The sequence below is a fragment of the Cytobacillus sp. MT66 genome, from assembly GCF_058792595.1.
This window is the reverse complement of the sequence record NZ_JBXAFB010000001.1, coordinates 590,025-616,723: the sequence shown is the minus strand read 5'-3', so window position 1 is coordinate 616,723 and position 26,699 is coordinate 590,025. Positions and strand designations below refer to the sequence as shown.

General features: G+C 39.3%; 24 protein-coding genes and 1 pseudogene. 19 read left to right on the top strand and 6 right to left on the bottom strand.

Annotated elements, in window-relative coordinates:
• Positions 1–79 precede the first annotated feature (79 nt).
• Positions 80–385, bottom strand: coding sequence for a DUF5634 family protein (locus tag AC1Q59_RS02940; protein ID WP_492364273.1), 306 nt, complete (start codon positions 383–385; stop codon positions 80–82).
• Positions 386–628: 243 nt separating this feature from the next.
• Between AC1Q59_RS02940 and AC1Q59_RS02935 the strand changes: the two genes are divergently transcribed.
• The 5 genes from AC1Q59_RS02935 to AC1Q59_RS02915 all read left to right on the top strand — a co-directional run bounded on the left by AC1Q59_RS02935 (position 629) and on the right by AC1Q59_RS02915 (position 5,260).
• On the top strand, positions 629–1,399 hold the full coding sequence (locus AC1Q59_RS02935) for an SDR family oxidoreductase (RefSeq protein ID WP_492364272.1): 771 nt from the start codon (positions 629–631) through the stop codon (positions 1,397–1,399).
• An 89-nt stretch (positions 1,400–1,488) separates the two neighbouring features.
• Positions 1,489–2,232, top strand: coding sequence for a hypothetical protein (locus AC1Q59_RS02930; RefSeq protein ID WP_492364271.1), 744 nt, complete (start codon positions 1,489–1,491; stop codon positions 2,230–2,232).
• Positions 2,225–3,280: an alpha/beta fold hydrolase gene (locus tag AC1Q59_RS02925; protein ID WP_492364270.1), complete on the top strand. Its 1,056-nt coding sequence runs from the start codon at positions 2,225–2,227 to the stop codon at positions 3,278–3,280. Before AC1Q59_RS02930 ends, AC1Q59_RS02925 begins: the two co-directional genes overlap by 8 nt.
• A 669-nt stretch (positions 3,281–3,949) precedes the next feature.
• Positions 3,950–4,711 carry a methyltransferase domain-containing protein gene (locus tag AC1Q59_RS02920; protein WP_492364329.1) on the top strand — a complete coding sequence of 254 codons (762 nt, stop codon included), beginning with the start codon at positions 3,950–3,952 and terminating at the stop codon, positions 4,709–4,711.
• A 198-nt stretch (positions 4,712–4,909) separates the two neighbouring features.
• Positions 4,910–5,260 carry a DUF2200 domain-containing protein gene (locus tag AC1Q59_RS02915; protein WP_492364269.1) on the top strand — a complete coding sequence of 117 codons (351 nt, stop codon included), beginning with the start codon at positions 4,910–4,912 and terminating at the stop codon, positions 5,258–5,260.
• 150 nt (positions 5,261–5,410) lie between these two features.
• Here the strand turns inward: AC1Q59_RS02915 and AC1Q59_RS02910 are convergent, their stop codons facing one another.
• From AC1Q59_RS02910 to AC1Q59_RS02900, 3 genes and pseudogenes are all read right to left on the bottom strand, one after another.
• Positions 5,411–5,848, bottom strand: coding sequence for a GNAT family N-acetyltransferase (locus AC1Q59_RS02910; RefSeq protein ID WP_492364268.1), 438 nt, complete (start codon positions 5,846–5,848; stop codon positions 5,411–5,413).
• Between the two features lie 70 nt (positions 5,849–5,918).
• Positions 5,919–6,064, bottom strand: a pseudogene (locus AC1Q59_RS02905) (IS1595 family transposase); the annotation flags it as partial.
• Between the two features lie 25 nt (positions 6,065–6,089).
• Positions 6,090–6,707: a hypothetical protein gene (locus tag AC1Q59_RS02900; protein ID WP_492364267.1), complete on the bottom strand. Its 618-nt coding sequence runs from the start codon at positions 6,705–6,707 to the stop codon at positions 6,090–6,092.
• Positions 6,708–7,035: 328 nt separating this feature from the next.
• On the opposite strand from AC1Q59_RS02900, the gene AC1Q59_RS02895 reads away from it, so the two are divergent.
• The 11 genes from AC1Q59_RS02895 (at position 7,036) to AC1Q59_RS02845 (ending at position 18,851) form a co-directional block, all read left to right on the top strand.
• Complete coding sequence (locus AC1Q59_RS02895) at positions 7,036–7,302, top strand: heterocycloanthracin/sonorensin family bacteriocin (protein WP_492364266.1); 267 nt, start codon at positions 7,036–7,038, stop codon at positions 7,300–7,302.
• A gap of 361 nt (positions 7,303–7,663) precedes the next feature.
• The gene (locus AC1Q59_RS02890) at positions 7,664–9,625 is read left to right on the top strand and encodes a putative thiazole-containing bacteriocin maturation protein (protein ID WP_492364265.1); all 1,962 of its coding nucleotides are present in this window, start codon (positions 7,664–7,666) and stop codon (positions 9,623–9,625) included.
• On the top strand, positions 9,625–11,565 hold the full coding sequence (locus tag AC1Q59_RS02885; protein WP_492364264.1) for a TOMM precursor leader peptide-binding protein: 1,941 nt from the start codon (positions 9,625–9,627) through the stop codon (positions 11,563–11,565). Before AC1Q59_RS02890 ends, AC1Q59_RS02885 begins: the two co-directional genes overlap by 1 nt.
• Before the next feature lie 23 nt (positions 11,566–11,588).
• Positions 11,589–13,172: a SagB family peptide dehydrogenase gene (locus tag AC1Q59_RS02880; protein ID WP_492364263.1), complete on the top strand. Its 1,584-nt coding sequence runs from the start codon at positions 11,589–11,591 to the stop codon at positions 13,170–13,172.
• A 160-nt stretch (positions 13,173–13,332) separates the two neighbouring features.
• The gene (locus AC1Q59_RS02875) at positions 13,333–13,839 is read left to right on the top strand and encodes a DinB family protein (RefSeq protein WP_492364262.1); all 507 of its coding nucleotides are present in this window, start codon (positions 13,333–13,335) and stop codon (positions 13,837–13,839) included.
• 550 nt (positions 13,840–14,389) lie between these two features.
• Positions 14,390–14,935 (top strand): DUF1697 domain-containing protein, encoded by a 546-nt coding sequence (locus AC1Q59_RS02870; RefSeq protein ID WP_492364261.1) that lies wholly within the window; start codon positions 14,390–14,392, stop codon positions 14,933–14,935.
• A gap of 328 nt (positions 14,936–15,263) precedes the next feature.
• A complete protein-coding gene (locus tag AC1Q59_RS02865) occupies positions 15,264–15,635 on the top strand; it encodes a helix-turn-helix domain-containing protein (RefSeq protein ID WP_492364260.1) in 372 nt (123 codons plus the stop codon).
• A 4-nt stretch (positions 15,636–15,639) separates the two neighbouring features.
• A complete protein-coding gene (locus AC1Q59_RS02860; RefSeq protein ID WP_492364259.1) occupies positions 15,640–16,611 on the top strand; it encodes a hypothetical protein in 972 nt (323 codons plus the stop codon).
• 280 nt (positions 16,612–16,891) lie between these two features.
• Positions 16,892–17,317, top strand: coding sequence for a hypothetical protein (locus tag AC1Q59_RS02855; protein WP_492364258.1), 426 nt, complete (start codon positions 16,892–16,894; stop codon positions 17,315–17,317).
• Positions 17,318–17,689: 372 nt separating this feature from the next.
• A complete protein-coding gene (locus AC1Q59_RS02850; RefSeq protein ID WP_492364257.1) occupies positions 17,690–17,992 on the top strand; it encodes an excalibur calcium-binding domain-containing protein in 303 nt (100 codons plus the stop codon).
• 394 nt (positions 17,993–18,386) lie between these two features.
• On the top strand, positions 18,387–18,851 hold the full coding sequence (locus AC1Q59_RS02845) for an SRPBCC family protein (protein WP_492364256.1): 465 nt from the start codon (positions 18,387–18,389) through the stop codon (positions 18,849–18,851).
• Positions 18,852–19,238: 387 nt separating this feature from the next.
• On the opposite strand, the gene AC1Q59_RS02840 is transcribed toward AC1Q59_RS02845, so the two are convergent.
• Together AC1Q59_RS02840 and AC1Q59_RS02835 are read right to left on the bottom strand one after the other, a co-directional pair.
• Complete coding sequence (locus AC1Q59_RS02840; RefSeq protein ID WP_492364255.1) at positions 19,239–19,586, bottom strand: VOC family protein; 348 nt, start codon at positions 19,584–19,586, stop codon at positions 19,239–19,241.
• A gap of 713 nt (positions 19,587–20,299) precedes the next feature.
• Complete coding sequence (locus tag AC1Q59_RS02835) at positions 20,300–22,549, bottom strand: ATP-binding cassette domain-containing protein (RefSeq protein WP_492364254.1); 2,250 nt, start codon at positions 22,547–22,549, stop codon at positions 20,300–20,302.
• Between the two features lie 243 nt (positions 22,550–22,792).
• On the opposite strand from AC1Q59_RS02835, the gene fdhF reads away from it, so the two are divergent.
• Genes fdhF through AC1Q59_RS02820 form a run of 3 tightly spaced genes read left to right on the top strand, consistent with a single transcriptional unit; the run spans position 22,793 to position 26,493 of the window.
• Positions 22,793–25,786 carry a formate dehydrogenase subunit alpha gene (gene fdhF / locus AC1Q59_RS02830; protein WP_492364253.1) on the top strand — a complete coding sequence of 998 codons (2,994 nt, stop codon included), beginning with the start codon at positions 22,793–22,795 and terminating at the stop codon, positions 25,784–25,786.
• The gene (locus AC1Q59_RS02825) at positions 25,761–26,252 is read left to right on the top strand and encodes a helical membrane plugin domain-containing protein (RefSeq protein ID WP_492364252.1); all 492 of its coding nucleotides are present in this window, start codon (positions 25,761–25,763) and stop codon (positions 26,250–26,252) included. Before fdhF ends, AC1Q59_RS02825 begins: the two co-directional genes overlap by 26 nt.
• 22 nt (positions 26,253–26,274) lie before the next feature.
• Positions 26,275–26,493: a heavy-metal-associated domain-containing protein gene (locus AC1Q59_RS02820; RefSeq protein ID WP_492364251.1), complete on the top strand. Its 219-nt coding sequence runs from the start codon at positions 26,275–26,277 to the stop codon at positions 26,491–26,493.
• Positions 26,494–26,699 lie beyond the last annotated feature (206 nt).

The following is a 26,699-nucleotide window of genomic DNA, read 5'->3' as shown; positions in this document are numbered from 1 at the left end:
CGTCTTTTTCACAAGAAAAAACCGAAATTCCTTCTTTATGGAGATAGGAAATTTCGGTTCAAATTTCTTAAAAACGGGTTTAGTATATTTTACGGAATACATCATCAAGATCTTCAAATTCTTTGAGATCTTTTTCCTGCGGATTGTCTGATTCTACCGTCCACTTACTATCAACTGGGGCTAACCCGCCATCATTATTTTTTTGAAAAGGCAGATGAATATGATGGGTTTTGCCATCTTTTCGAGTGGTGTATCCAAGATAGTAGTGATCGCCTTCTCCTTCTTCTTCAAAAATACCGATATCTTCAATTCCATACTTATTTAAATATGGCTGAAAAGATTGCTGTAATTCATTCATAATTTGTTCACGAGATAGATAATCCACTAAAATTCTCCCTTCAAAATGGTTTATTTCCTTAATATGCCATATTTTCGTTCATTTAAACCCTGTTTTCTACATAGATAAAAGTGGTTTTACATAAGTGAAAAATAACAATAAAGTTATGTAATTTTAAAAGATGAGCGTAAAAAGGGCATAGGTTAGATTCATAGATTATGCACATTAAAATAAGGCTTGTCTATAATATATAGAATCGTTCTTTCAATCAAGAAAGGAGGAGGAGGACACTTGCAAGAGCTATTTAACCTGCAAGGGAAAACGGCCATCATTACTGGCGGAGGCAGAGGTCTCGGGAAACAGATGGCGACTGCCCTTGCAAAAGCAGGCGCTAATCTTGTTCTTTGCTCAAGAAAGGTTGAGGCATGCGAAGCGGTATGTAAGGAACTGAGGCCATTGGGTGTTCAGTGTTTGGCTATTCAATGTGATGTGACGAAGGCAGCCGACATTCAAAAGGTCATCAATGCGACTGTAAACACGTTTGGATCGATCGACATTCTTGTGAATAATAGCGGTGCTTCATGGTCCGCTCCAGTGGACGATCTGCCTGAAGAAAAATGGGATTATGTTATGGATGTGAATGCAAAGGGGACATTCCTTTTTAGTCAAGCGGCAGCAAAAGTAATGGTTCTACAGGGGAGCGGGAAGATTGTCAATATTGCCTCAGTTCTCGGACTGGGAGGTGTGAATCCTCAGCTCATGGATACCATTGCCTATAACACTAGTAAAGGTGCCATCATTACCTTTACCAAGGATTTAGCTGTTAAGCTCGCAATTCATAATATTCAGGTAAACGCGATTGCGCCAGGGTTCTTCCCAACTAAAATTACAAAGGGCATTTTAGAGGATAGTAAACATTCATTACAAGCCCATATTCCAGCTGGGCGATTTGGCAGTGAGACCGATCTAATGGGCCCCATTCTGTTCCTTAGCTCAAAGGCTTCTGATTATGTTACTGGGCATATCCTTTTGGTCGACGGGGGAATTCATGCCCAGGTTTAGTGATGATTTTTACTGCTTGAAAAGTTAGAGGACAAGCCCGAAAGGAAGAGTAAGATTTTCTAAGAATGATGATTGGAGGATAGTAGAATATGAAACATAAACACAAAAGGAAGAAAATGAAGAAAGGGACAATTAAGCTTCAGAAGCAGCTGATGGATCAAAACGCCGTTGAGATTCTAAAAAGGACTGGCTTTGCCACGGAGCAACAGCTTAATCAACTACAGAACTTATTAAATAATGAAGATTTCGTAAAATTAGCAGGTGCAGCTGACTTTTGTGGGAAACTAAAAAAGGCAGGCCATGCGATGGAACAACAGCTAAATCAAGGATTACAGAACTTATTAAACAATGAAAATCTCACAAAATTAGCAAATGCAGCTGAATTTTATGGGAATGTGAAAAAGACAGGCCTTGCGTTGGAACAGCAGGTTAATCAAGGACTACAGAACTTACTAAGTAATGAAGACCTCGTAAAGTTTGCAAATGCAGCTGAATTTTATGGGAAACTGAAAAAGACTGGCCTTGCGTTGGAACAGCAGATTAATCAACGAATTCAGAACTTATTAAATGATGAAGATCTCGTAAAATTAGCAAATGAGCATCTCGATTTACTCAGCAGGAATTTTAGAGCATTGCAAAATACAATCGAGGTACTATTTAATATTTTACAAGTCCCAACCAAAAATGATGTAGCAAATGTAGCTAAGCTAACATTACAAACGGAGGAAAAAGTCGATAACTTGGAGGAGCATATCATAAAACTGACAGAAACCGTTGAAAAAGCATTATGCAAAGACATGAAAGCGAAGAAGGGCTCAAAGGGAAATGTCTGAAAATAGACTGGATAAAGACTATTTAAAGCTGGAAAAAGAGCGTTGGACTGGCTTTTTTAATGCGTTTCTTTCACTGCCGCCTGAATCAGATATCACACCAAGAAATGCTATTTGGAAAAAAAACAAAGCAACCTTATGGTATTATCCCGCTAAACAAAAAAAGTACAACATTCCCTTATTTCTTGTCTATTCGATGGTGAATCAGTCATTTATTCTCGATCTAGCACCTGGTTCCAGTACAATAGAAGCTTTTGTTCATGAAGGCTATGATGTTTATTTGATTGATTTTGGTGTTCCAGGGTATGAAGATAAGGATTTAACGCTAAATGATTATATTCAACAATATATCCAAAAAGGAGTTCAAAGAGCTTTAAGACACTCCAAGGCCAAGAGCGTCACAATTATAGGTTATTGTCTTGGCGGTACGCTGGCTGCCATGTACACAGCTATTGCAGAAGAGCCAGTGAAGAACTTGATCTTAACCGTTGCCCCGATTGATTTTTCCACGTTTCCCATTTTTGCTAAATGGTTAATGGCTGCACAAAATGGACAACTTGACGTTGGCCGTCTTTTGGAGACCATTGGTTTAGTTCCTGCACCATTTATTGAGGCTGGCGTCCGAATGATAACATCTCCCCTTTACTTTAGTCACTATTTATCCCTGTTAAACCGTTCGTACGACAAAGAATATGTTGAACATTGGCGCCGTTTTAATCATTGGACAAAGAGCCACATCCCATTTCCTGGTGCCTCTCTAAAACAACTTTTTGATGACATGATAAAAGGCAATAAGCTCATAAATGGCGGGATTCAGATAAATGGAAAAAGCATGGACCTTCATAACATCCATGCAAATCTGCTTGTACTTTCTTCAAAATACGACAGGTTAGTGCCTGAGGGACTTGTTTATCCTGTTATGGATCTGGTCTCAAGTGAAGATAAAACTTATATTTCACTTGAGGGAGGACATACAGGCGTCTCACCAGCGTATTTGAGAAACTGGCTGCATGAAAGGTCAGAACCCATTGTAACCGCCAATGAAAAATAAAAATATGGGGGGGATCCTATTTGATTTCATACCTTTACTTTTTGCCTTATCGAAATAATGGCGATTATGGTTACGATAACGACGTATGGCACGGGTTTTCTAGAATCGTATTTAGGAAATTTTATGAGCAGCAGTTTGGTTTTTATTTAAGAGGATAAGTAAAAGCTAAAAAGGAACCCTTCAAACCGATTTGTATGGAGGGTTCTTTTTAGTTGGCTCTGTTTTTATATAATGTTGATTTTGGTGAGGGAATGAGAATTCATAGGCGGAGAATTTCCTGCTAATGTATATAGTGGAAGCTTAATAAGTAGATATAAGCGGAGATATTCCGATAAGCTTTTCTAAATAAGACAAAAACCAATGATTTGGATAATATAATCGGAAAAGCCTCCTTTATTTTTAGGGGAAATAGGAGGATTTCTAAATTTAGCGGAATTTTACCGTTTATTTCACGAGCATAGGAAAAACAACGGCCAAATAACAGAAGGAAGCAGGATACTCTTTATAGAAATAACTGGTAAATATGTTATAGTAAAGTAAATTAATTTTTTGCAGGGAGTTATTAAATATGAGCCTGAAAGAACATGAAACATAACAACTTTATACGGTCGTAAGAGGTCCTCCAAATATATTAATCATAAAAACTGCAAAATGATTATTGGAGTGATTATTATGAATGACAAACTGTTTTCTTCATTTATAAAACAAGCAGATGAACCTTTTGTTGGGTGGGATTTCTCATTCATATCTGAAACTGGAAGAATGAAAAGTGAGCTGCTTTCATGGTCATACGGCAGTATAGCTGCTACTCTTGTTCAAAGTGCAAAATCAATGCTAGATATGGGAACAGGTGGTGGAGAGTTTTTATCAAAATTAAGACCTTTGCCATCAACCGTTTATGCTACAGAAGGTTATCTGCCTAATGTACCCATAGCAAAAGAACGATTAACACCTTTAGGAGTTAAGGTAGTTCAAATTGATAATGATGAATTTCTTCCGTTTGAGACTGGGAAATTTGACCTTATCATAAATCAACATGAGTCATTTTCACCTAAAGAGGTGAGAAGAATGATCTCGAAGGACGGCATTTTCCTAACGCAACAAGTCGGTGGACTTGATTGCATAGAGATTAATGAACATCTAAGGGTACCAATAAATGAAGAATTTATTGATTGGAACTTAACACTAGCTTTAAAGGGGATACAGGAGAATAATTTTGAGGTTTTGAAAAGTATTGAAGAGTTTCCTATTCAAAGATTCTATGATATTGGTGCATTGGTGTATTATCTTAAAGCCATTCCTTGGCAAGTCCCAGGTTTTGAAATTAGTAAATTCAAGGATGAATTATACACCATTCATAAAATCATTGAACAAATGGGTTATTTTGATGTAAAACAACACCGGTTTATTATTGTGGCTAAAGCAATTTAGCTGGAGAAGGGAGCCTTCGATATTTGAAGGCTCCAACCTAATTCTTAAGCTAGTATCAATCCTGTATACACTATCAACTCCTCACACGTGGAGTGTAAAAACAACAGGAACTACAGATCGCTGTTTTTGCAGGAGGATAAAATTTGAACCCGAATATTTTTCAAACTATAATTAAACCCATGTAAGGGAGGATGTATCATGACCAAGCACCGGATTTATTCAATGAGCGTCGCAGGTGTCTATCCCCATTATGTTGCGAAGGCGGAGAAAAAAGGACGTACGAAAGAAGAAGTCGATGAAATCATTCGTTGGCTGACAGGATACAGCCAGGAAGAGCTGGAAGCCCTGCTGGAAAAAAAGACAGACTTTGAAACTTTCTTTGCGGAAGCTCCTCGGCTGAATCCTTCACGGGGATTGATAAAAGGAGTCATCTGCGGTGTCCGTATAGAAGAAATCGAAGAACCAACCATGCGGGAAATTCGCTATTTGGACAAGCTGATCGATGAGCTCGCAAAAGGAAAAGCGATGGAGAAGATTTTGCGTACATAATAAAAACGAAGAAACACTGATACTACTTTTAAAAATAAGGCTCTGTTAATGTTTAATGTTGATTTTTTCGATAAAATGTTAGGGGACCAACTTTTGGATCCCCAATTCTCAATAAACCAGCCTATTAGATATTCAATAAAGATATTTGTTTTAAATGGGCATACTCATTGTAATGGTTCTATTTTTGAATCCTAATTTTTCATACAGTTTAATGGCTCGATTACCTGAATATACACTTAAACGAACCTCTGAATATCCATCTTGTTTAAGATGTTCAATACCAGTTTGCATCAATTGTTTTGAAATTCCATTTCCCCTAAACTCCTCTAACACAAACAATTCATAAATAAATCCATATATTTTTTCAGTAAACTGGTCTTTACTTGTTCCTATAAGAATCCAACCCATTAGATTACCGCCATCAGTTGCTATCAAATAATAGCTTCCTTTCTGCAATAAAGGTTCAATAAGTTGTTTGACTTTTTCATCTGACGGTTTTGCCTCGCCTAATGTACCATCGAATAATGCTTGTGGTGAAAGTGATAAAACCTTTTTATATTCCGAATCGTTTGGTTTTCTAATTTCCATAAATAGAGTTCTCCTCTCCCATTATTTTTTAAGTCAATTGCCCGTTAAAAACCTTTTTAAGCACTGAACTTATTTGCTTTAAGGCGGATAGCAGGTTGTGTCTCCAGTAAAAAGCGTAACCCAAGTAAACCCCTACGATTTCAGCCGAGTTTGCAGGGAGTAGCCTTTGAACATACAGTCTACAAATGTAATCCATTCGTAACCTTTTCGAGTACGCTAAAATTTCGTGCCTTTTTCATTTCTACAGTAGTTGTTTTAGTTCATTAAGGCTGAAATATTCTCTTACACCCGGCTTATCATGTAAATACTCGATAGCCTTTTCTTTTGAAAGAGATTGGTTTGTGAGGATACCGGCTAAAATCATTGCCAAATAAGGAATGGACGGCTTTGCAGTTTGGACATCTTCCATATCACTATTATTTGTAAATGAAAAAATCTCGTATCCGTCCTTTTGACCTACATGAAGCATCATTCCGTACATTCTTCCACCAACGCTTAGCTTTTTTTTGTCTTTTACTTCATCCAAATCTATATCTAACTCATTCAATCCATTTTCCTGAGCGGCTACATCCATGAATTGATCTTTTGTAATCAAATACATTCTCCCTATAGTTGTTTCGTTTGATACTGGATCTAATCCGATAAAAGCTGGTGCACCACCCCAGCGATCCGAGTGCCTGGCAAAATAGAGGGGATAGGGGATTTCTATAAATTCATCTCTTATAGGTGCAGAGGTATCCCTGCATCCTCTTTCAGTCCTTGTGGAACCCTCCGGTGTACCACCTTCGATATAACACATGAAGCGCCCCCTGGACAAGTTAGAACCATAACTCATATACCAAACATATTCTTTTTCCAATTCATTTAACTCCTTCCTTAAATTTATTTATTCCTTTGTAGCGATGATATTTTCTTAAAATCTATGAATGTTGAAATATAAGGTTAAACCAAGAGAGGAAAATTTGCAGACTGAACATAGGGCTCAACCATAAGATTTCTTTTATAACATTGTAAAATCCTTCAATGAGAAATAGGCTCTTTTATTGGTAACAGAGACCTAAAAAAAAACATACTTTGTTGAAGAGAGTACACATCGTAACTAATGATTTCGTTTACACAGAACTGGCTGACCTTTCACTCTCTTTTTGAGTTTAGCCTAAATATAACATGGGGAGGAAAAAAGCAAAATGTTACAAAATGAGCTGCAAGGGTTGGGAATCGACCCTTATCAAGTTGGTCAGTTAGTTCCTATGGATATCCAGAACCAGGACCCGTATATGATGAGCAGGCGTTGTGGTGGCTGTGGATTCCGCTGCGGTGGCTGTGGTGGTTTCCGTTGTGGAGGATTTCATTGTGGAGGATTTCGTTGTGGTGGTTTTGGCTGTGCTGGCTGCTTTGGCTGTGGTGGCTGCTTCGGTTTCAGTTGTTTCGGCATTGGTTTCGGTTTTATTTAATGGTTATGGCAGCCTGAGCTGTTTGACGCCAAATAATTTCCTTAAGAAAAAACTTTTGTGAAATCAAAAATGCCTTGCATCATTTACCGCAGGGGTATTTCTTACACTTCAAAAAATATATAACTCTGAGAATTGTCAGTTCTAGCGCCCTATTGGCTAGTATCCTTCACTCTTAAGGCATACGAAAAGTCAAGCACATATGTGCCTTTTGGCTTTTCGGGTTTCTCTATTTCGGCTGGAGCGCTCAAGGCATACGCCGATGAACAGGGCGCTTCCGCTTTTCTTTTTAACATATTGGACAAAAGATCGTACATAAACTGTTAATGCATAATTTGTACGTTTATGTATAAGGAGGAGCTGAATGAAAAAACTGGACTCGTCCTCACGTCTGAAGGTCAAAAGAGATACTTACTTTCTTCCAGATCCAAATGGCGGTGTGTATTTTAGAAACAACTTAAGCGCATTCCGTTTGGAAGGCAATACCATCTATCAATGGATTGAAAAATTACTTCCAATGTTCAATGGAGAGCATACGATGGGAGAATTAACAAATGGATTAACGGCCCCTTATCGGGACAGGGTGTACGAAATTGGAGAAACGCTGTATAACAATGGTTTTGTTCGGGATCTAAGCAAAGAGGCTCCCCATCAATTGAATCGAAACATTCTTGAAAAGTATGCTTCACAAATCGAATTTATAGAAAACTTTATGGAATCTGGTGCGTACCATTTTCAAGAATACCGTCAGGCGAAAGTTCTGGCCGTTGGCTCGGGCCCCTTACTGGTTTCATTGGTTTCCGCGTTAATTGAATCAGGTCTGTCCAAATTAAATGTCTTGGTGACAGAATCCATTCCAACTAATTGGCAGAGGATCAATGAACTCGTGCAAAATGCCCGAAAGACCGATTCCGAAGTCGAGATTAATGAGGTCCCCTTTCATAAAGACAAGAAGAGCAGTTTTTGGAAAGAGGTCATTCAGCCTTATGATTATATTCTATACGTCTCACAGGATGGCAATATAAATGAGCTGAGGGACCTTAATCTGGTTTGCAAGGAAGAAAAGAAGGCATTTATGCCATCCATCTACTTAGACCAGGTGGGGCTTTCTGGTCCATTTGACCACCCAAATACAGATGGATATTGGGAGTCTGCATGGCGCAGAATCCATCACTCAGCATTAAAAAAAGATCGGCAGCCTCAATCCTTCTCATCAACAGCGGGATCGATTCTGGCAAATGTTTCTGTATTCGAATTTTTCAAAAGGGCTACAGGGATTGCAGACTCACATGAGAGTCATCAAATTTACATGCTTGATCTTGAAACCCTCGAAGGAGACTGGCTTTCCTTCATCCCCCATCCACTAAGTACGTCTAAACGTGAAACTATAAAACTGGTGGAAGATTTTGATTTACGCCTCAAACAGGAAACGGACAGAAATGAACCATTGAGTAACCTCTTGGAGTATTTCAGTGGATTAACGTCAGAGGAAATAGGAATTTTCCATACCTGGGAGGAACGAAATTTATCTCAGCTTCCACTAGCACAGTGCTATGTTCAAGCAGTTAACCCCTTATCAGAGGGACCGGCAGAGCTGCTTCCTGAAGTTGTCTGTGCGGGACTATCACATGAGGAAGCAAAAAAAGAGGCCGGGCTGAGGGGCATTGAAATGTATGTTTCACAAATGGTAAATGTGCACAATTTGGGACACAGCCATCAGAAAAATAAGGCGGGTATAAATATACCTGAGGAATTTATAGGAATCGGTGCTGGGGAAACAATGGCAGAGTCTGTTTGCAGAGGCCTCCAAGTATATTTAGGTGAAGAATTGAATAGAAGAAAGGCCGACCACCAAAGTACGGTTTATCATATGAAGCTGGGATCCCTGGAAGATAAGCGATGCAGATTCTATTTTAATGCCCTGACCACCTTGAATGGTGCTCCAGCAATTGGTTTAAAAGAGGATGTACTAGGGTTCCCAGTGGTATGGGTAAGGTCGAATGGCCGTTGGTACAATAATGTAGGTTTAAATACAACATTGGCATTACGAAAGGCATTGGAACAAGCGCTTTCGGATGCTCAAAACCAGGTGGATTTTACAGTAAAGCAAGAGATGGAGTCAACTGTTTTTCTGGAGAGAAGCGAAAGCAAACTGGATATCCCATCATGTGATGAAATGACGTCTCGGGAGCTATTGCAATCGTCTATTGAGGTATTGAACCAAAACCGCATGCGGCTAGTAATCTATGACTTAGCCTTTGAGCCGTTTTTAAAACAAGAGCTGGCAGGCGTGTATGGTGTTCAGGTTCAAAAGGGGGGATCCTAATGACTGCTTATATCCTTATAGATGGCGAGGGTTTATTAGCGGAATACGTCTATGATCAGTTGTCCCCAAACTATCTTGTCAGGCGGCAAAGCATTCTTGAAGAGGTTCCCGAACATACAGAAGTAGTTCTTGTGCTGCATGATACCTGGAAACCATCTTTTCATCAAAAAGCGGAAGAGAGATTAAGGACATTAGGTATTCCGTGGCTTCGGGGTTTTGTTTCGTTTGGTGAGGGAATCATTGGTCCATTTGTACGCCCGCATGAACCGGGATGTTCTCACTGTGCCGACATACGACTTTTGTTAGCAGGACCTGATCGCCGTGAAATGCTGGGGCTTCGGGTGAAAATGGCAACAGGAGAAGGCGTACTGCGTGATGCATGGGCATCAAGAACGGGACTATCGCAAATGGCAACCTTGATTAGCAGCGAAGTAATGAAGATCGTACAAGGAGAACAAAGCTGCTTAGAAGAACGGATGTTCATTACAAACCTGAAAACATTAACGAACTCCAGCCACTTTTTCTTGCCAGATCCGTTGTGCCCAATGTGCAGTCCATTACCTGAAGACACAGCTGAATTAGCTTGTATCAAGTTGGAAGCTAGTCCTAAATTGGATCCTGCTGGTTACCGATGCCGTTCGATCGATGAATTAAAAAATGTGCTAGTCCAAGATTATCTCGATTATCGTACTGGAATCATGAATGGGAAAATGCAGGATTCCAGGCTGCCGTTCGCTGATGTTTTAGTGAACATGCCGTTGTTTGATGGAGACGAGGGAGTAGCAGGCAGGTCTACTTCCTATGAAATGAGTGAGCTGACGGCTGTTTTAGAGGGGTTGGAGAGGTATTGCGGAATCGAACCTCGCGGCAAAAGGAAGATCGTTCGTGATAGTTATCAAAATCTGGCGGATAAAGCACTGAATCCTGCAAAGGTAGGTTTGCATGAGAAGGAACAGTATGCAAAGCCTCATTTTCCATTTCAGCCATTTCAACCTGATAAACCAATGAATTGGGTCTGGGGATATTCATTTTTACAAGAACGCCCTATTCTTGTTCCAGAGTTACTGGCCTATTACAGTTTGGGATTTGGAGAAGGATTTGTTTATGAGACTTCCAACGGCTGTGCATTAGGAGGGACTTTAGAAGAGGCCATTTTCCATGGTATTATGGAGGTCGTCGAGCGAGACTCATTCTTATTAACCTGGTATGCACAACTCCCGCTTCCCCGTCTTGACCTCAGTTCAGCGAACGATAAAGAATTGCAGCTGATGGTTAGCCGGATCCGCGAAGTGGCTGGTTATGATCTGCATTTTTACAATGCGACAATGGAACATGAGATTCCAAGCGTGTGGGCAGTGGCAAAAAACAGAAGATCCAAAGGTACAAACATCATTTGTGCAGGCGCAGCTAATCCTGATCCTGTAAAGGCAGTAAAAAGTGCGATTTACGAGCTTGCAGGAATGATGGTTAGGCATGACGAAATGTTGGAGAAGAATCGGCAGAAATATGAAGAAATGTTAAAAAATCCGTTTGCGGTACGAACCATGGAGGACCATGGTATGCTTTACGGATTAAAAGAAGCAGAGAAAAACTTGAACTTTTTATTGGATGAAAATCGTCCTTTACGTACATTTGATGAGGAATTTAAATGCCCGCCGGTCCATCCAGATTTGAAGGATGATGTTGAGGATCTTCTAAATAGGTTCCGAAAATTAGACTTAGATGTTATTGTGGTGGACCAAACATCACCTATAACTAAAAGAAACGGTTTATTTTGTGTAAAGGTATTAATTCCTGGCATGCTGCCGATGACGTTTGGACATCACCTTACACGTGTAAAAGGTCTTGAACGGGTACTCAACGTACCTGTGAAACTCGGGTTTAAAAAGCAGCCGTTAACATATGAACAGTTAAATCCGCATCCCCATCCTTTCCCATAACTGCAAAAGTAGGAGGTTTCAGATTGGAACTAGATACATTTCTATACAATCTGCATTTTGACACGGATAAACTTCTTCCATCGGATTGGCAGCCGGATTGGGAAGATGCGCCACTTCCCTATAAACTGTACCGTGGCTTACCAGAGATTCCACTTACTGCAGACGCACCGTTAACACTCAAAGGGAGGAAAGCTAATTCCATACCCAGCCTGGAGGAGGTTGGTCATTACTTATGGTATGTATATGGTCTTACTCGATACTCTCAAACTGCTTTCATTGAGGGCAGTGAAGAAAAGGCGGCTGTAAGCTATGCCCAATTATTTCGCAGATTTGTTCCATCTGGCGGCGCGTTGTATCCAAATGAATTATATGTGTACTTAAAGCTGGAGGATGTGCCAGAGGGAGTTTACCACTACGATGTTGCACACCACCGCCTTTTATTGGTTCGAGAAGGTAACTATGATTCCTACCTATCCAGAAGTCTTGGAAATCGTTATAATCTTTCAGAATATTTTTGTACTGTTTTTGTATCGACGGTTTTTGGAAAAAATTTTTATAAATACAATAATTTCTCTTACAGGCTACAAGGGTTAGATGCAGGCGTGCTCATTGGGCAATCGTTGGAAGTGGCCGATAGGATGGGGTTCTCAACACGGGTATGCTATCAATTTCTAGATCGTTCTATCAATCATTTGCTGGGGCTGTCTGAACAGGATGAAAGTGTATATGCTGTGATCCCATTATCTATTTATCCGATCATTTATCATGTTGACCAATCTAATCTAGAAAAAAATATTTCTGCAACGGAATTATGCCGGGAAGTTCCAATACTCAAGCATGAAACCTATAACCGTTCAAAGAGAGTCATAGATTACCCAATGCTAAGAGAAATCAATGAAGCCTCAATGCTGGAAACAACCCATTCATTTGTGAACATAAAAAAAGGTGATTCCCTTAACCATGCACTAGGTTCGGAGTTCATCATGCTGCCATTTTCGGAGGCAATTTCATACGATCTGGCATCCATTTGCAGAGAGAGGCACTCTCCCGATTTTGATTTTATGATAGGGAAAGTTAGTCAACCGAAAGTATCTGCTTTGTTGAATGAGACTTTTTCCTTTTCATATCAAAAAGACCTTAACCATACACAGGGTAATCTTGATACTGGGTTACATTTGTATGGCACTTTTTATAACGTGGAAGGTGTTCCAGATGGTGCTTACGCCTATGACAAAAGTTTACATGCCCTTCGGAAAATATCTAAGGGGGATTTCCGGGAGTATATGCAAAATGGTTTAGTAACCCCCACTGTAAATCTGTATCAGGTACCGCTCTGTCTGCATGTTGTTGGAGACAGAGATCACCTCAAAAAGGAAATGGGCTATAGAGGATACAGAATTCAACAGATGGAAGCAGGGATACTCTTGCAAAGGCTGCTCTTGACAGCATGTGCCCTAGAGATGGGGGGACACCCGTTATTAGGATTCGACTCGAACCAAAGTGATGAACTTTACGGAGTCCGTTCGAGAGAAAAAACAAGCCTTATACAAATCCCTGTCGGTCCATACCGGCCCCGCGTCTGGCTAAAAGGAAGTTTAAATAGCTAAATGTAAGACGAACTTATTAGGGTTCGTCTTTTTAATTTTTAACAGGAGGAAAAAGATGCTTTTCAATGAAAAAAGAGTAGGGAATTTGAATGATGCGAACAAATGTTTTAAAATATGTATCTGATAATAATCAATGATATTCATTATGGAGGGATTACATATGTATGTTACGATTGCTGACTTTATTAGAGAATGGAATCGCGAGGCAACGCTTACGCAAAAGGTTTTAGATGGCTTAACGGATGATTCATTGAATCAAAAGGTTTATCCCGAAGGACGTACATTAGGAAGGATAGCCTGGCATTTTACAACAAACATTCCAGAATATTTAGCTCATTTTGGGTTAAAGACAGAGGTAGCAGAAAATGGTGCTGAAAATGTCCCGACCTCTGCAAAAGAAATTGCTGAAACGTGCAGACATATAAGTTCTTCTGCAGCCAAAATTATTGAAGAACAATGGACAGATGAATCTTTGAAAGAAGTACAAATGGCATTTGGCAGGGAAGAAACAAATGCCCAAATATTAATGGGGCTAATTAAGCATATCGTTCATCATCGCGGACAAGTGACCATCCTTATGCGCCAAGCAGGTATTAAACCTTTTGGGGTTTATGGACCGCCCAAAGAAGATTGGATTCATTTAGGTGTGGAAAATCCCCCGCTTTAATGAAAAATAGAACAATTGTTATTGAGCGAGGTTCTCATGGACAAGTTCCTGGGAAAAAATGGGACCGGTGTCCGTTAGTAGGTTCTCATGGACAAAGTCCCCGGATAAACAAGGGCTTGTGTCCATGAGGGAGGTTCTCATGGACAAAGTCCCCGAATAAACAAGGGCTTGTGTCCATGAGGGAGGTTCTCATGGACAAAGTCCCCGGATAAACAAGGGCTTGTGTCCATGAGAGAGGTTCTCATAGACAAAGTCCCCGGATAAACAAGGGCTTGTGTCCATGAGAGAGGTTCTCATGGACAAAGTCCCCGGATAAACAAGGGATTGTGTCCATGAGAGAGGTTCTCATGGACAAAGTCCCCGGATAAACAAGGGCTTGTGTCCATGAGAGAGGTTCTCATAGACAAACCCCCAGACAAAAAAGGGATCGGTGTCTATGAGATTCTAACTGAGCGCATGTACCCGAAATACAGGCCAGGTTAGTATAATAGATATAGATACGTAGATATGATGGCCAGATTAGGTAAAAAAAATAGAAAGGAGGATGGGTATGGTTTATATTGCTCTTCTTAGGGGGATTAATGTGGGTGGGAAAAATAAAATTGACATGAAGCTCCTAAAACAAACGTTTGAACAAGCCGGGATGAATGATGTTTTGACATACATCAATACGGGTAATATTATTTTCTCAAACAATAGCCAATCAAAAACGGAACTATCACAAATTTTGGAAGAAGCGATCCTAAATGATTTTGAATTGCATATTAGAGTAGTAGTTCGCAGTATCAATGATGTCAGAGGAATCATTAAAGCTATTCCTGAAACATGGAAAAATGACAAAGATATGAAAAGTGATGTTATGTTTTTGTGGGATGAAATTGATGATGAATCTGTGCTAGACAACCTGGTCATTAAGCCAGATATTGACACGGTAATGTATGTCCCTGGCGCAATCCTATGGTCGGTTGATAAGAAAAATGTAACCAAAAGCGGAATGTCAAAGATTATTGGATCAAAGATATACAAACAAATTACGGTAAGAAATGTCAACACCGCTCGTAAGATATATGAACTGATGCATGCTCAAAATAGTTAGTAGTGCAGAAAATGTACAATACATTTTTAAGGTGAACTACTTTTATGGTTTGATTGAATTTAATAAAATAGGGAGTAAATGATTGGAAGCATTCGATGCGACAGGGCAGCGAGTGCTTTTTTCTTTCTTCTTCTCCAACATCGATTACTAGGTCTTGAAACTATAAATTCACCTAAAAATTTTTAAATATTGACTATAGGAAATGGAATAAAAATATTGATTATAGTACATACTAATAAGTTTTTTAAAATTTTTTGGTATAAATTCAATTCTTTAGAAAAATATATTATCAAGATTAAAAATTACCAAAGGAAAGGAAGAGATGATAATGAAAAAGAATCGGCACGTATCAGATGATTTTAGTATGGCAGTGAAATTTTATATGAAAAAGGAGGGGATGACTCAGCAGGAATTGGCTAGGCTTGCAGATGTAGATACAGCTTATATTAACAAAATTATTAAAGGAGAACGGAGAGCACCCAGTCTGCCTATTGTCGTCAATATCATAAAAGCATTAAGGATCCCTTCTGTGTTTATACTTTGGATTTTAGGCCTTGCTGACTTACGAAAAGACAGGCTTCCAGAACTATCTGAAATACTATTATTCAATGACTACACCATTGGCGGGCAGCTAGTTGGTCCAGAGGTAAAACAAACACTTATTGATATTCTTCAAGTGAAATTTGATAAAGGCTGCTAAATTTATGAGCAAAAATGGATCAAAAAAAGAACTGATTTTAACCTTATCCCAAAAGAAGTATCCAAGATCGATAGAGGAAATTGTTGGCCACTCGATTGATAAGATAAAAATAGAAATAAGTAAAGGTGCAAAAAAAATAGATTTTTATGCTGTGAATGAGAAAAAGAGAGTGGAAATTTTTGTAGAAAATCAAATAAAGGGTTCAGATCGGACCGATCATCTTCAACAGAAAATTACTCCGCTCATTCAAAACATTTCAGATGGGTATGTCATATGGACAGCTGCTAAATTCCGCCAAGACCATATTGATGAAGTCAAACAATTGCTAAGACAAAATCCGCAAAAATATATCAATTTCTACGCAGCAGAAATTCATCCGGAGGTCATAAGGCGAATTAATGATTTGAATACACTTTATGAGTTAGATATTTGGGAAAACCTCCATTTCATTAATGAAGTGGACGAAAAGTTTAAAGTGATTGACTCTCATGTCCAAATGCCAGCTACTCATATTGGTAATGCCATCTTAGGTGAGCCGGCGAATCCTTTCATAAGGGACGATGATATAAAAGAATATTTGCTTAATGAATTGCGAAATAAAATCCCCTATTTTTTGAATTTCCATTCGGAAAAGAAACACTTGGAGTTTGATAAAATCCTTAAAGTGGGTGCGGGGCTTGCTGATATTACCTACTTTTCATCTGCTCTGGGTACTCGGGATCGAGGATTTGTTGAAATTCGGTTTGGATATAGCAAGTCATCTTGGTATCGTTATTTTAAGAAAATGGAAGATTATCTTAAAGAATTAATCCACCCAGACATTTATTTTAACGACCAATTACAAGGAATAGGGTATTCTATACGGTCAGACCGAAAGCATATCCCTAACGTTGTGAATGAGTTAGTAGATGTATTTGAAAAATTTATTTTGTTTTTTTCAAAGTATACTTATGGGAAATTTCATATTGTTGAATAGAATCACTAATAAGTATAGGAATCACCGACCGAAGAATTAAAAGGCAAGATACGATGGTATCCGCATCCGGCTGCGGATGAATATAATTACTTATTTGTCCTTCATCCCCCTGATGAAGGACAAACTATGTTCTTTTTCGAAGGGAAATGTCCTTCATGCCCTAGGTGAAGAACTTACTATGCTCTTTTTACAATGCAAAGTTTTAGATGATGTTAGCCGTTACGGGTTGTCCCATTGTAGCATTTAATATTAGGACTTTATTATAGAAAGGAAGTTTCGAATGGGTACTAGACCTTGTAAAGTAAAATCTAGTGGACTCTTAGGTAATTTAAGTTTGGAAACGCTGCAAATTCTTATAAATATCGCTAATCTTAACAAGAATGGTGCGCGACGTGTTAAGGTGGAGGTTTTTGATTGGACTTTTAATGAACCAATTGAAGTACCTGTTTCTTCATTTAATGGGCCTGAAAATACACCGGGTGATGGGGGTCCAATTGAGATTAAAGAAAACACAGCAGCAGTATTCTCTACTGGTCTTTTAGATAATATGATTATTCTGATATACGAAGTTAGAGTTACTTTCTTTGATTGTGATGACAATGTTTTAGTTACAAGTAACGGGCTTAGCATAAATAATAGTGGAAATGTTCCAGGACAAACTGTTTTGGATGCTGATTTTAGAACATTGGATTTGGATAGCAATTAAACCTATCATTCATCTATGAGAGAGGAGTAATGAAATTGGATCATAAACCTGGCGATAATTTGATTAAATTAAAACAAATGCTTCCGCCGGATCACCCATTCATCCGAATAATGGAATCTACCCCAATGCCTTTGGAAAGGACCCAAAGGTTAACTAAACTAATAAAAATACTCCCTGCTAATCACCCTATCATTCAAATTTTGAAAAATCACAGGAACTGATATCAACCAAATTTGACCAGTATTAAAAAAGGGCCAAATAGGGAAGGTAACCATTCTAACGAATGTTAATGCCGTTAAGATGACTGGCGACACTTTAACCCCAGACAAAAGATTAAAAAAAGGTGAGGAGTATCGGGTTTATAGTTATAGAGTGGCAGGAACTAATGGATACTATGGTTTGGGTGGAGGACTTTTTGTTCAAAAATCTGATCGAGTAAAATATGAAACTCCATCTAAAGCTAAGTTAGCTTTACTAGAAAAAGAGTCCAATAACCAATCAACGTCCTCAACCACAAATAATTCTGGCGGGTCGGATGTTCATGCAAATGCGCCAGCTTCTTTTGCAAATTGTACTGAACTAAGAAAATATTATCCTAACGGTGTTTCTTCAGACCATCCTGCATATGCACCAAAACATGACCATGATAAAGACGGCTGGGCTTGTGAAAGGTAAAATCTTTTATATCGAAGGGCAATCAAGTGTGATTGCTCTTTTTTTATCCATTGCCATTCAAAATAGAAGGTATTGCCTGATTGTGTTTTGACTATTTTAATTTTGAAATATAATTCTGTGTATAATATAAATAGTCATTGAAAATGGTTTTTCTAGTATTGCAGTACCGGAGGAGGAACAGCGTAAATACTATAATGGGAATGTCCAAGGATGGAAGCAGCAACTAGAAGTATTGCGGAAGCGTGCTGAGCATTAAAATGTTGTCTGCATACAAAAAAATTCAAATCACTGATAAAAGTTTTCTGTTTCATTAGCATCGACCTAGATGAACTATTTGCAGAATCAAGGGATTGACGAAGTGCAAAAAAGTGAAAATAGAAATGGAGAATACATAATGACAAATCTGGATGATGTATCAATTGCAAAAGTCGAAATGCTTATCAGAAAACCTGTTGAAGAGGTTTTCGAGGCTTTTATCAATCCTTCTATTACTACAAAATTCTGGTTTACCAAAAGCAGTGGAAGATTAGAAGAGGGAAAACGTATTCGATGGGATTGGGAGATGTATGGCGTAACTGCGGAACTTGATGTCATACAATTAGAACCAAACAGAAGAATCCTCATTCAATTTGATGATGATACCAACGTGGAGTGGGTGTTCACACCACGGACAGATGGTACATTGGTCACAATTAGTAACACAGGATTTAAAGGTAATCCAAACGAAATCGTTAACCATGTGATTGATTCAACAAGCGGTTTTACCATTGTTTTATGTGGATTAAAGGCACTTCTTGAACATAACATTATCTTAAATCTTGTTTCGGATCAGTTTCCCGACGCTCACATAGCACATTAAGAATTAACTTTTCTTTGTCTTTATATGAATTTTCAATGATTAATTCCATTTATTGCAAGGTACTGGGAAAACATGAGGAATTTTAGAAAAAAAAAGATGGATGATATAAATCCAACCGTTTACTTCTCTTATTCGAGCAGCAATGGACCTAAAATAAGAAGGAAAGCAAGTGAGTGGTTGTTCTGGCAGCTGCTCATTTTTGTGCCAATAAGGTTTAAAGGTCAGGTTACTCTCATAAATGAGTGAAGTAGCCGCATTTCACCCGACTATTTTTCGAACGATAATTTAAACAAATAAGGGAGGATGTCCAGTTACTTGAAAAAGAGAAAACGATTCTTCCTGCTGAAGAATCGCACCCTTCATCAAAATATGATAATTAGCACCCGTTTATTTCTCCCATAGCTCAACCAGTCTGCCATCAGGATCTTCAATCCAAATAAACTTTCCAAATTCACTAATCTCTTTTTCCTTTACAATAGGTACACTCATTTGTTCAAGGTGCTGAATAGTTTCATCTAGGTTATAAACTTGGAAATTTAACATTACTTGCTGTTCTGCTGGGAAATACTTGTCATCTTCAGCAAAAAATGAAAAAATCGTTTCATTTCCTGTATGGGGTTTAATGATAGTCCCATTCCAATTTTCTATTTTAATCTTCAATACTTCGCTGTACCATTTTTTTGTTGCATCTAGATTTTTGGTTCTCCAAAATATCCCCCCGAAACCTTTAATCATCGTCATTTACTCCTTTCGCTCATTCATAATTACATCAATTAAATAAGAATTCAAGAAATAAAAAAAATTCCTTCTTCAACAAGTCTGCCCATTACAGTAAGCACTGTTTCTCAATGATGTATAAAAGTGCTGGAGCACTATAATGATGGTTGTGTGCAGCGTCATTTATTCCTTTTACTAACTAACCATCATGCCATAAGCGGAGAATTTCCGTCTAATGTATATAGTAGAGGCTTAAGAAGCAGATATAAGCGGAGAAATTCCGATTACCTGTTCTAAATAAGGCAAAACCGAAGATTTGAATAAGATAAACGGAAAAACTTCCTTTATTGTTGGAAAAATAAAGGTGTTTTTTAATGTAAACGGAATTATTCCGTTTATTTTTCAAACACAGTAAAATCTAACCTAGCCATTCACATCTATTTTAGCAATCCAATTATCGGTTAGTGAATATCAATTCGCAAGTTGTGATTTTATTTGCCATAAACCATTGATAGCAATAAAAATGGGGGAGAAAATCACTGCGATTTCTTCCCCCATTGCATGGCAATTTACTGTTTTAAACCTTTAAAGAGACTCATTAAAGCAGCAACAATCGTCCCCTATTTTAGGCAAATAGGGGCTGTCCCATAAGTGCCTGTCTCATAGGGCTGTGAAGGCCCCTCCTTTTAACAGTCAGTGAAACATTAAAGAGGCAATTGCTTCATGAACAATTAATGAATCAGGTACTTGCTTGTCAGTGATTGTTCTGCATGTAATAGTTCCTTTGGCGTGCCTTCAAATATGACTTTACCGCCTTTGTTACCGCCTTCGGGTCCCATATCGATAATCCAATCGGCGTTTCTGATGATATCTAAGTTATGCTCGATGACGATAACCGTGTTTCCAGTATCAACAAGTCGATTCATGATGTCTAATAGATGAGTAATGTCTGACATATGCAATCCCGTAGTTGGCTCATCCATGACGTAAATGCTTCCTTTTTTGTGCAGTTCGGTTGCTAGCTTGATGCGCTGACATTCACCGCCCGATAATGTACTTAATGGCTGTCCGAGTGTCAAATAGTTTAAGCCTACATCACTCATGGCCTGTAAAACGTTTACCACTTTTTTGATATCAAAGAAAGCTAGTGCTTGTTCAACGGTCATTCCCAAAACATCTGCGATTGATTTATCATTCAGCTTATAGGCTAATACCTCTTCTTTGAAACGTTTTCCGCCACATACTTCACAAGGAGTTTTGACATTTTCTAAAAACGATAGGTCAGTATAAACAACACCTAGACCATGGCAGTTCTCACAGGCACCTTTGGAATTAAAGCTAAATAGACCAGGTTTCACTTTGTTAGCTGCGGCAAAAGCTTTCCGTATGTCATCCATCATGCCTGTATAGGTGGCAGGATTGGAGCGGGTCGATGTACCGACTGCTTTTTGGTCAATCACTATTGCATCAGGATGCTGCTGGAGAAATACATCATTTATTAATGTACTTTTTCCAGAGCCAGCCACACCCGTTACTGCCGTTAATACACCAGTTGGAATATCAACACTAACATTTTTTAAGTTATGTAATGAGGCGTTTACCACTGATAGCTTGCCTGTTGCTTGACGAAAATGATCTTTAATCGGCATCGAGTGCTTCATATGGTTGCCTGTTAAGGTATCAGACTCGAGCAGACCAGCAAAACTTCCTTCGTACAAAATTGTGCCGCCCTTGTCGCCAGCATATGGACCTACATCAATAATATGATCGGCTACTTGAATAACGTCGGGGTCATGCTCAACCACAATCACAGTATTCCCTTTGTCTCGCAGCTTTTTCAGCAATTCATTGAGTCGGTGTACATCTCGGGGGTGTAAGCCTACACTTGGCTCATCAAAAATATACACAGCATCTACTAGGCTGCCGCTTAAGTGCTTAACCATTTTGACACGCTGGGATTCACCGCCAGATAAGGTGTCAGTTTCACGATCAAGACTAAGATATTCGAGACCGATATCCACCAGGTGCTGTAATCTCTCTGTTATTGCTTTCACCATTGGAGCAGCTGCCGGGTCTTTTATTTCCTTTATCACAGGGATCAGCTGACCAACCTCCATAGAAGATAAATCAGCAATATTGTAGTTGTTAATTTTACAGCTAAGAGCCTTTTGACTGAGGCGAGCTCCGTGGCAGCCTGGGCATGGGCCTTCCGTGATGTATGGGGCAACCGCTTTTTGTGTTCGTTCGGATTTCGTCTTCAAATCCTGTTTGATGTACTTATTTGTGAACTTCTCGATGACGCCTTCTACAGTCAAATTCATTGTATTTCCAGAGAGTTGCACCTTAACTTTTTTGGCTTTTCCATACAGGAGTTCCTCTAGATCCTCCTTAGAATAATCACTTAGCTTTTTGTTAATATCATAGGATCCGGAATCTACTAGCATATTCCATTCCCAGCTGCCCACTTTATAATCAGGGAGCATGATGGCCCCTTCATTTAATGATTTGGACATGTCGATGGCTTTATCCATATCCACACGCAGCTTGCGGCCAATTCCATTGCATTCCTGACACATGCCCTGCGGATCATTAAATGAGAACATGTAGGCCTCGCCGATATAAGGCTGACCTGCGCGGGAAAAAAGGAGACGAAGGATGGGAGAGATATCGGTAATGGTCCCTAAGGTCGAGTGGGCGCCGCCCCCTAAGCGTTTTTGGTCGACAATTACCGCCATGCTTAAATTTTCGATGGCATCCGCATCAGGCTGCGGTATACGCGGCAGAAAAGTCCGGACGAACATACTGAAGTTTTCATTCAATAGTCGCTGAGATTCAGCTGCGATGGTATCGAAAACGATTGACGATTTGCCAGATCCCGAAACACCAGTGAAAATCGTGATTTTACGTTTCGGAATGCGCAAAGACACATTTTTAAGGTTATTTTCCCGTGCACCGCGAATTTCGATATATTCTTGAATCATATTCTAACTCCTTTCCTAGTACTCTACTATTGATTCTAATCGGGCCAAAACACATAATTTGAATCATTTTTTCCAAAAATTTTTATAAAAGGAATTTTTATTATATCCAATAAAATAGTTTCCTTCAATTTTTCCCTCCATTATCAACTATTGGCAATAGACATGGCAAATAACTAGATATCAGTAATACAATTACCAAATTTAGCTAATACTTAACAGCAGAGGACTAAATTAGGTGGGATTATGTTGGAAGAAAAAAACATTACTTTTTTTATTGATAATCATAAGATGACGGCTAGGCAAGGGCAATCCATTTTTGAAGCTGCCAGGGATAATGACTTTTTTATGCCAGGTATTTGTTCCTCTCAGCCTGATTTGGGAGTTGGCGTCATTCAAACTTGCGATACTTGCTATGTTGAAGTGAATGGAACATTACAGCGCTCCTGTACGACAAAGGTCGAACCGAATATGAAGGTCAGCGCAGCGTCTGATCGGGCAAAAGCAGCTCAGCTGGAGGGAATGTCCCGGATTCTTAAAAATCATGAACTCTACTGTACCGTTTGTGATAATAACAACGGAAACTGTGTGGTTCATAACACAGCAGAGCATTTACAAGTGGATCATCAAAAATATGAATTTACCCCGAAGCCTTATCCTCCTGATAACTCTCATCCATTCTACCGTTATGAGCCTGATCAATGCATCTTATGCGGTCAATGTGTAGAGGCTTGTCAGGATCTTCAAGTGAGCGAAGTATTAAGTATTGATTGGGAGCGGGAACAGCCGAGAGTGATTTGGGACAATGATGTTCCGATTAATGAATCGTCCTGCGTATCATGTGGACATTGTGTAACGGTCTGCCCATGTAATGCTTTAATGGAAAAATCGATGCTCGGTAAAGCTGGGTATTTGACAAATATTCCGAATAATATACTTGAGCCGATGATTGATATAACAAAAGAAGTCGAGCCAGGATATAAAGAGATTTTTGCCATTTCAAACATTGAATCAGCCATGCGTGAGGATCGGATCAACCGTACAAAAACGGTATGTACCTATTGCGGAGTTGGCTGCAGTTTTGAAGTTTGGACAAAGGACCGTGAAATTCTCAAAATTCAGCCACAGCCGGATGCGCCGGTCAACGGAATTTCAACATGTGTGAAAGGGAAGTTCGGATGGGATTTTGTGAACAGTGAAAAACGGTTAACAAAGCCTTTAATAAGAAAAGGGGAAAAGTTTTTTGAAGCGACATGGGATGAAGCCCTTTCACTTATCTCGGAAAAACTCCTTCGTATTAAGGAAGAAAATGGAGCAGATTCTCTTAGCTTTATAGCATCCTCCAAATGTTCAAATGAAGAAAACTATTTGTTTCAAAAGCTGGCAAGGTCCATTTTCAAAACAAATAATATTGATAATTGTTCAAGGTATTGTCAAACACCGGCCTCAACGGGCCTCATGCGTACGGTTGGAATCGGCGGTGACTCCGGTACCATTAAAGATATAGCGGGAGCAGATTTAATCATTGTTATTGGCGCAAATCCTGCTGAATCCCATCCTGTTCTAGCAACAAGGATCAAGAGGGCAAATAAACTGCATGATCAAAAACTGATTGTAGCAGATTTACGGAAAAATGATTTAGCCCAAAGAGCTGATTTGCATATCCATCCAAAGCCTGGAACGGACCTTGTATGGCTGTCAGCGATCACGAAATATATCCTTGATAAAGGATGGGAAGATAAAGAATTTCTGAAAAATCGGGTTAATCATGTTGAAGATTACATCAAATCCCTTGATAAATTTACCCTAGATTATGCCGAAGAAATCACAGGGCTATCAAAAGATACTATGATTACCATTGCTAATGCGATTCACGAATCAAAAGGAACATGTATTTTGTGGGCAATGGGTGTCACACAGCATATGGGCGGTACCGATACAAGCACAGCGATCGGAAACCTTCTATTAATCACTGGCAATTTCGGAAAGCCAAGCTGCGGTGCATATCCTTTGCGTGGTCATAATAATGTGCAGGGTGCCAGTGACTTTGGCACGATGCCTGCCTGGCTGCCAGGATATGAACCCATTGAAAATGATGAGGTCCGTGCCCGTTATGAAAAAGCATGGGGAACAGAACTGCCGAAGAAACCTGGTCTCAATAACCACCAAGTTGTCGAAGCCATTCATGCCGGGAAAGTGAAATCCATGTATCTTTTTGGGGAAGAAATGGGATTGGTCGATGCCAATATTAATCATGTTCATGCGGCTTTCGAAAAGCTTGAGTTTTTTGTTGTACAGGATATCTTTTTTTCCAAAACAGCTCAGTTTGCGGATGTCGTTTTACCAGCTGCACCTAGCCTGGAAAAGGATGGTACATTTACGAATACGGAACGGCGCATCCAACGATTTTACAAAGTGTTTGAGCCTCTAGGGGACAGTAAGCCCGATTGGGAGATTTTCCAGGCGCTTGCCAATAAGCTCGGTGCAAACTGGAACTATTCGCATCCTGGGGAAATCATGGATGAGGCAGCTAAACTAGCCCCTGTTTTTGGAGGTGTCGCCTACGAACGGCTGGAAGGATGGGAAAGCCTTGTATGGCCAGTAGAGAAAAGCGGAAAGGATACGCCATTATTATATCAGGATAAATTTCATTTTCCTGATGGCAAGGCACGCCTTTTCCCTGTGGACTGGACACCGCCATTTGAAGCAGGTGACGAATATGATTTACATCTGAATAATGGCCGAATTTTAGAACATTTCCATGAAGGAAATATGACTTATAAGTCTGAAGGAATTACAAGCAAAGTTCCTGAACTATGGCTGGAAGTATCGCCTGAACTCGCTGAGGAAAGGGGCATTCAGACAGGTGCTCTTGTTCGTCTTACGTCCCCTTATGGACATGTCAAAGTAAAGGTATGGGTGACGGATCAGGTCAAAGGAAGAGAATTATACTTGCCAATGCACACAACGGAAGGCAAAGGAGCAGTTAACAAACTTACTAGCAGTTATCATGATAAAATTACGCACACGCCAAATTACAAAGAAATGCAAGTCAAAATGGAAGTGCTGGAAACAGAAGGTGAATCACCTTTACCGCACCATAATTTTAGATTCGGTAATCCCCAGCCGCATATCGGGGTTGAGACGATGAAAAAATGGCGCCGATCCGATTTTATCTCCATTCCAGAAATGTTAGAAAGCGAGGGGCTGATTGATGGCGAAAGCAATCAGGCAAATTGAAAAAATCCAGTCTTCAGCTCAAGAAGAACAAGCACAGGATATAGCTGTCATATTAAAACAAATTTCAGAAAATCGTGAAGCCATAACAACTAGTCTTGAGATCTTGAATGAGCTGCAAAATTCCGGCGTACTCAATATTTTAAAAGGTTTCCTAAAAGCAAGAGAAAAAGCAGCTGCTATCGCCTTGGAACAAATTAATCAGCCAAGCATGCATAACACCATAAAAAATGGTTTCAATGCCTTTGAGTTTTTAGGAACACTTGAACCGGAAAAATTGAAGATCATTTTAAATGGGATCAGTAAAGGGCTAGAAGAAACATCGGATATGAACGGGAAAAATGAAAGCATTAGCGTTTGGGGCATGATGAAATCCATCCGGGATCCTGATGTGAATGCAGCACTTATATTTATGATGGGATTTTTGAAAGGGATGGGAAAAGAAATAGAAAAAGGGCACACCCATTGAAGACGGGACGGTGAACATTCATTTGATTACACGTACAATTTCTATTACAAAGATGAGTAAAGCAGATGAAGAAAAAATTAATCATGCCTTACATGATGTATGGGGTGTTCGAAATGTAAAGCTTAATCCTGAAAAGGGGGAGGCGGTTATTTCTTATGATGAGAAAGCTGCTTCTTTTACTGATTTTGAACAGGCCATTATTGATAGTGGATTTGAGATTGTAAGTACAGATGAACAATAAAACAATTAGGAGGCGATTCTTATTCCTAGAGTGTGTGAAATCTGCGGCCGGCAGGAAGAAGTAGATGAAGATGAATTCATATTTGAGATTTTAGATATCTGCCCAGATTGTTCAAATGATCGAATTCATACACTGGATTTAGAATAGTCAAAATGGCCCCATTGCTTTTATGAGGAATGGGGCCATTTTGGGTAAAATACAGGTGT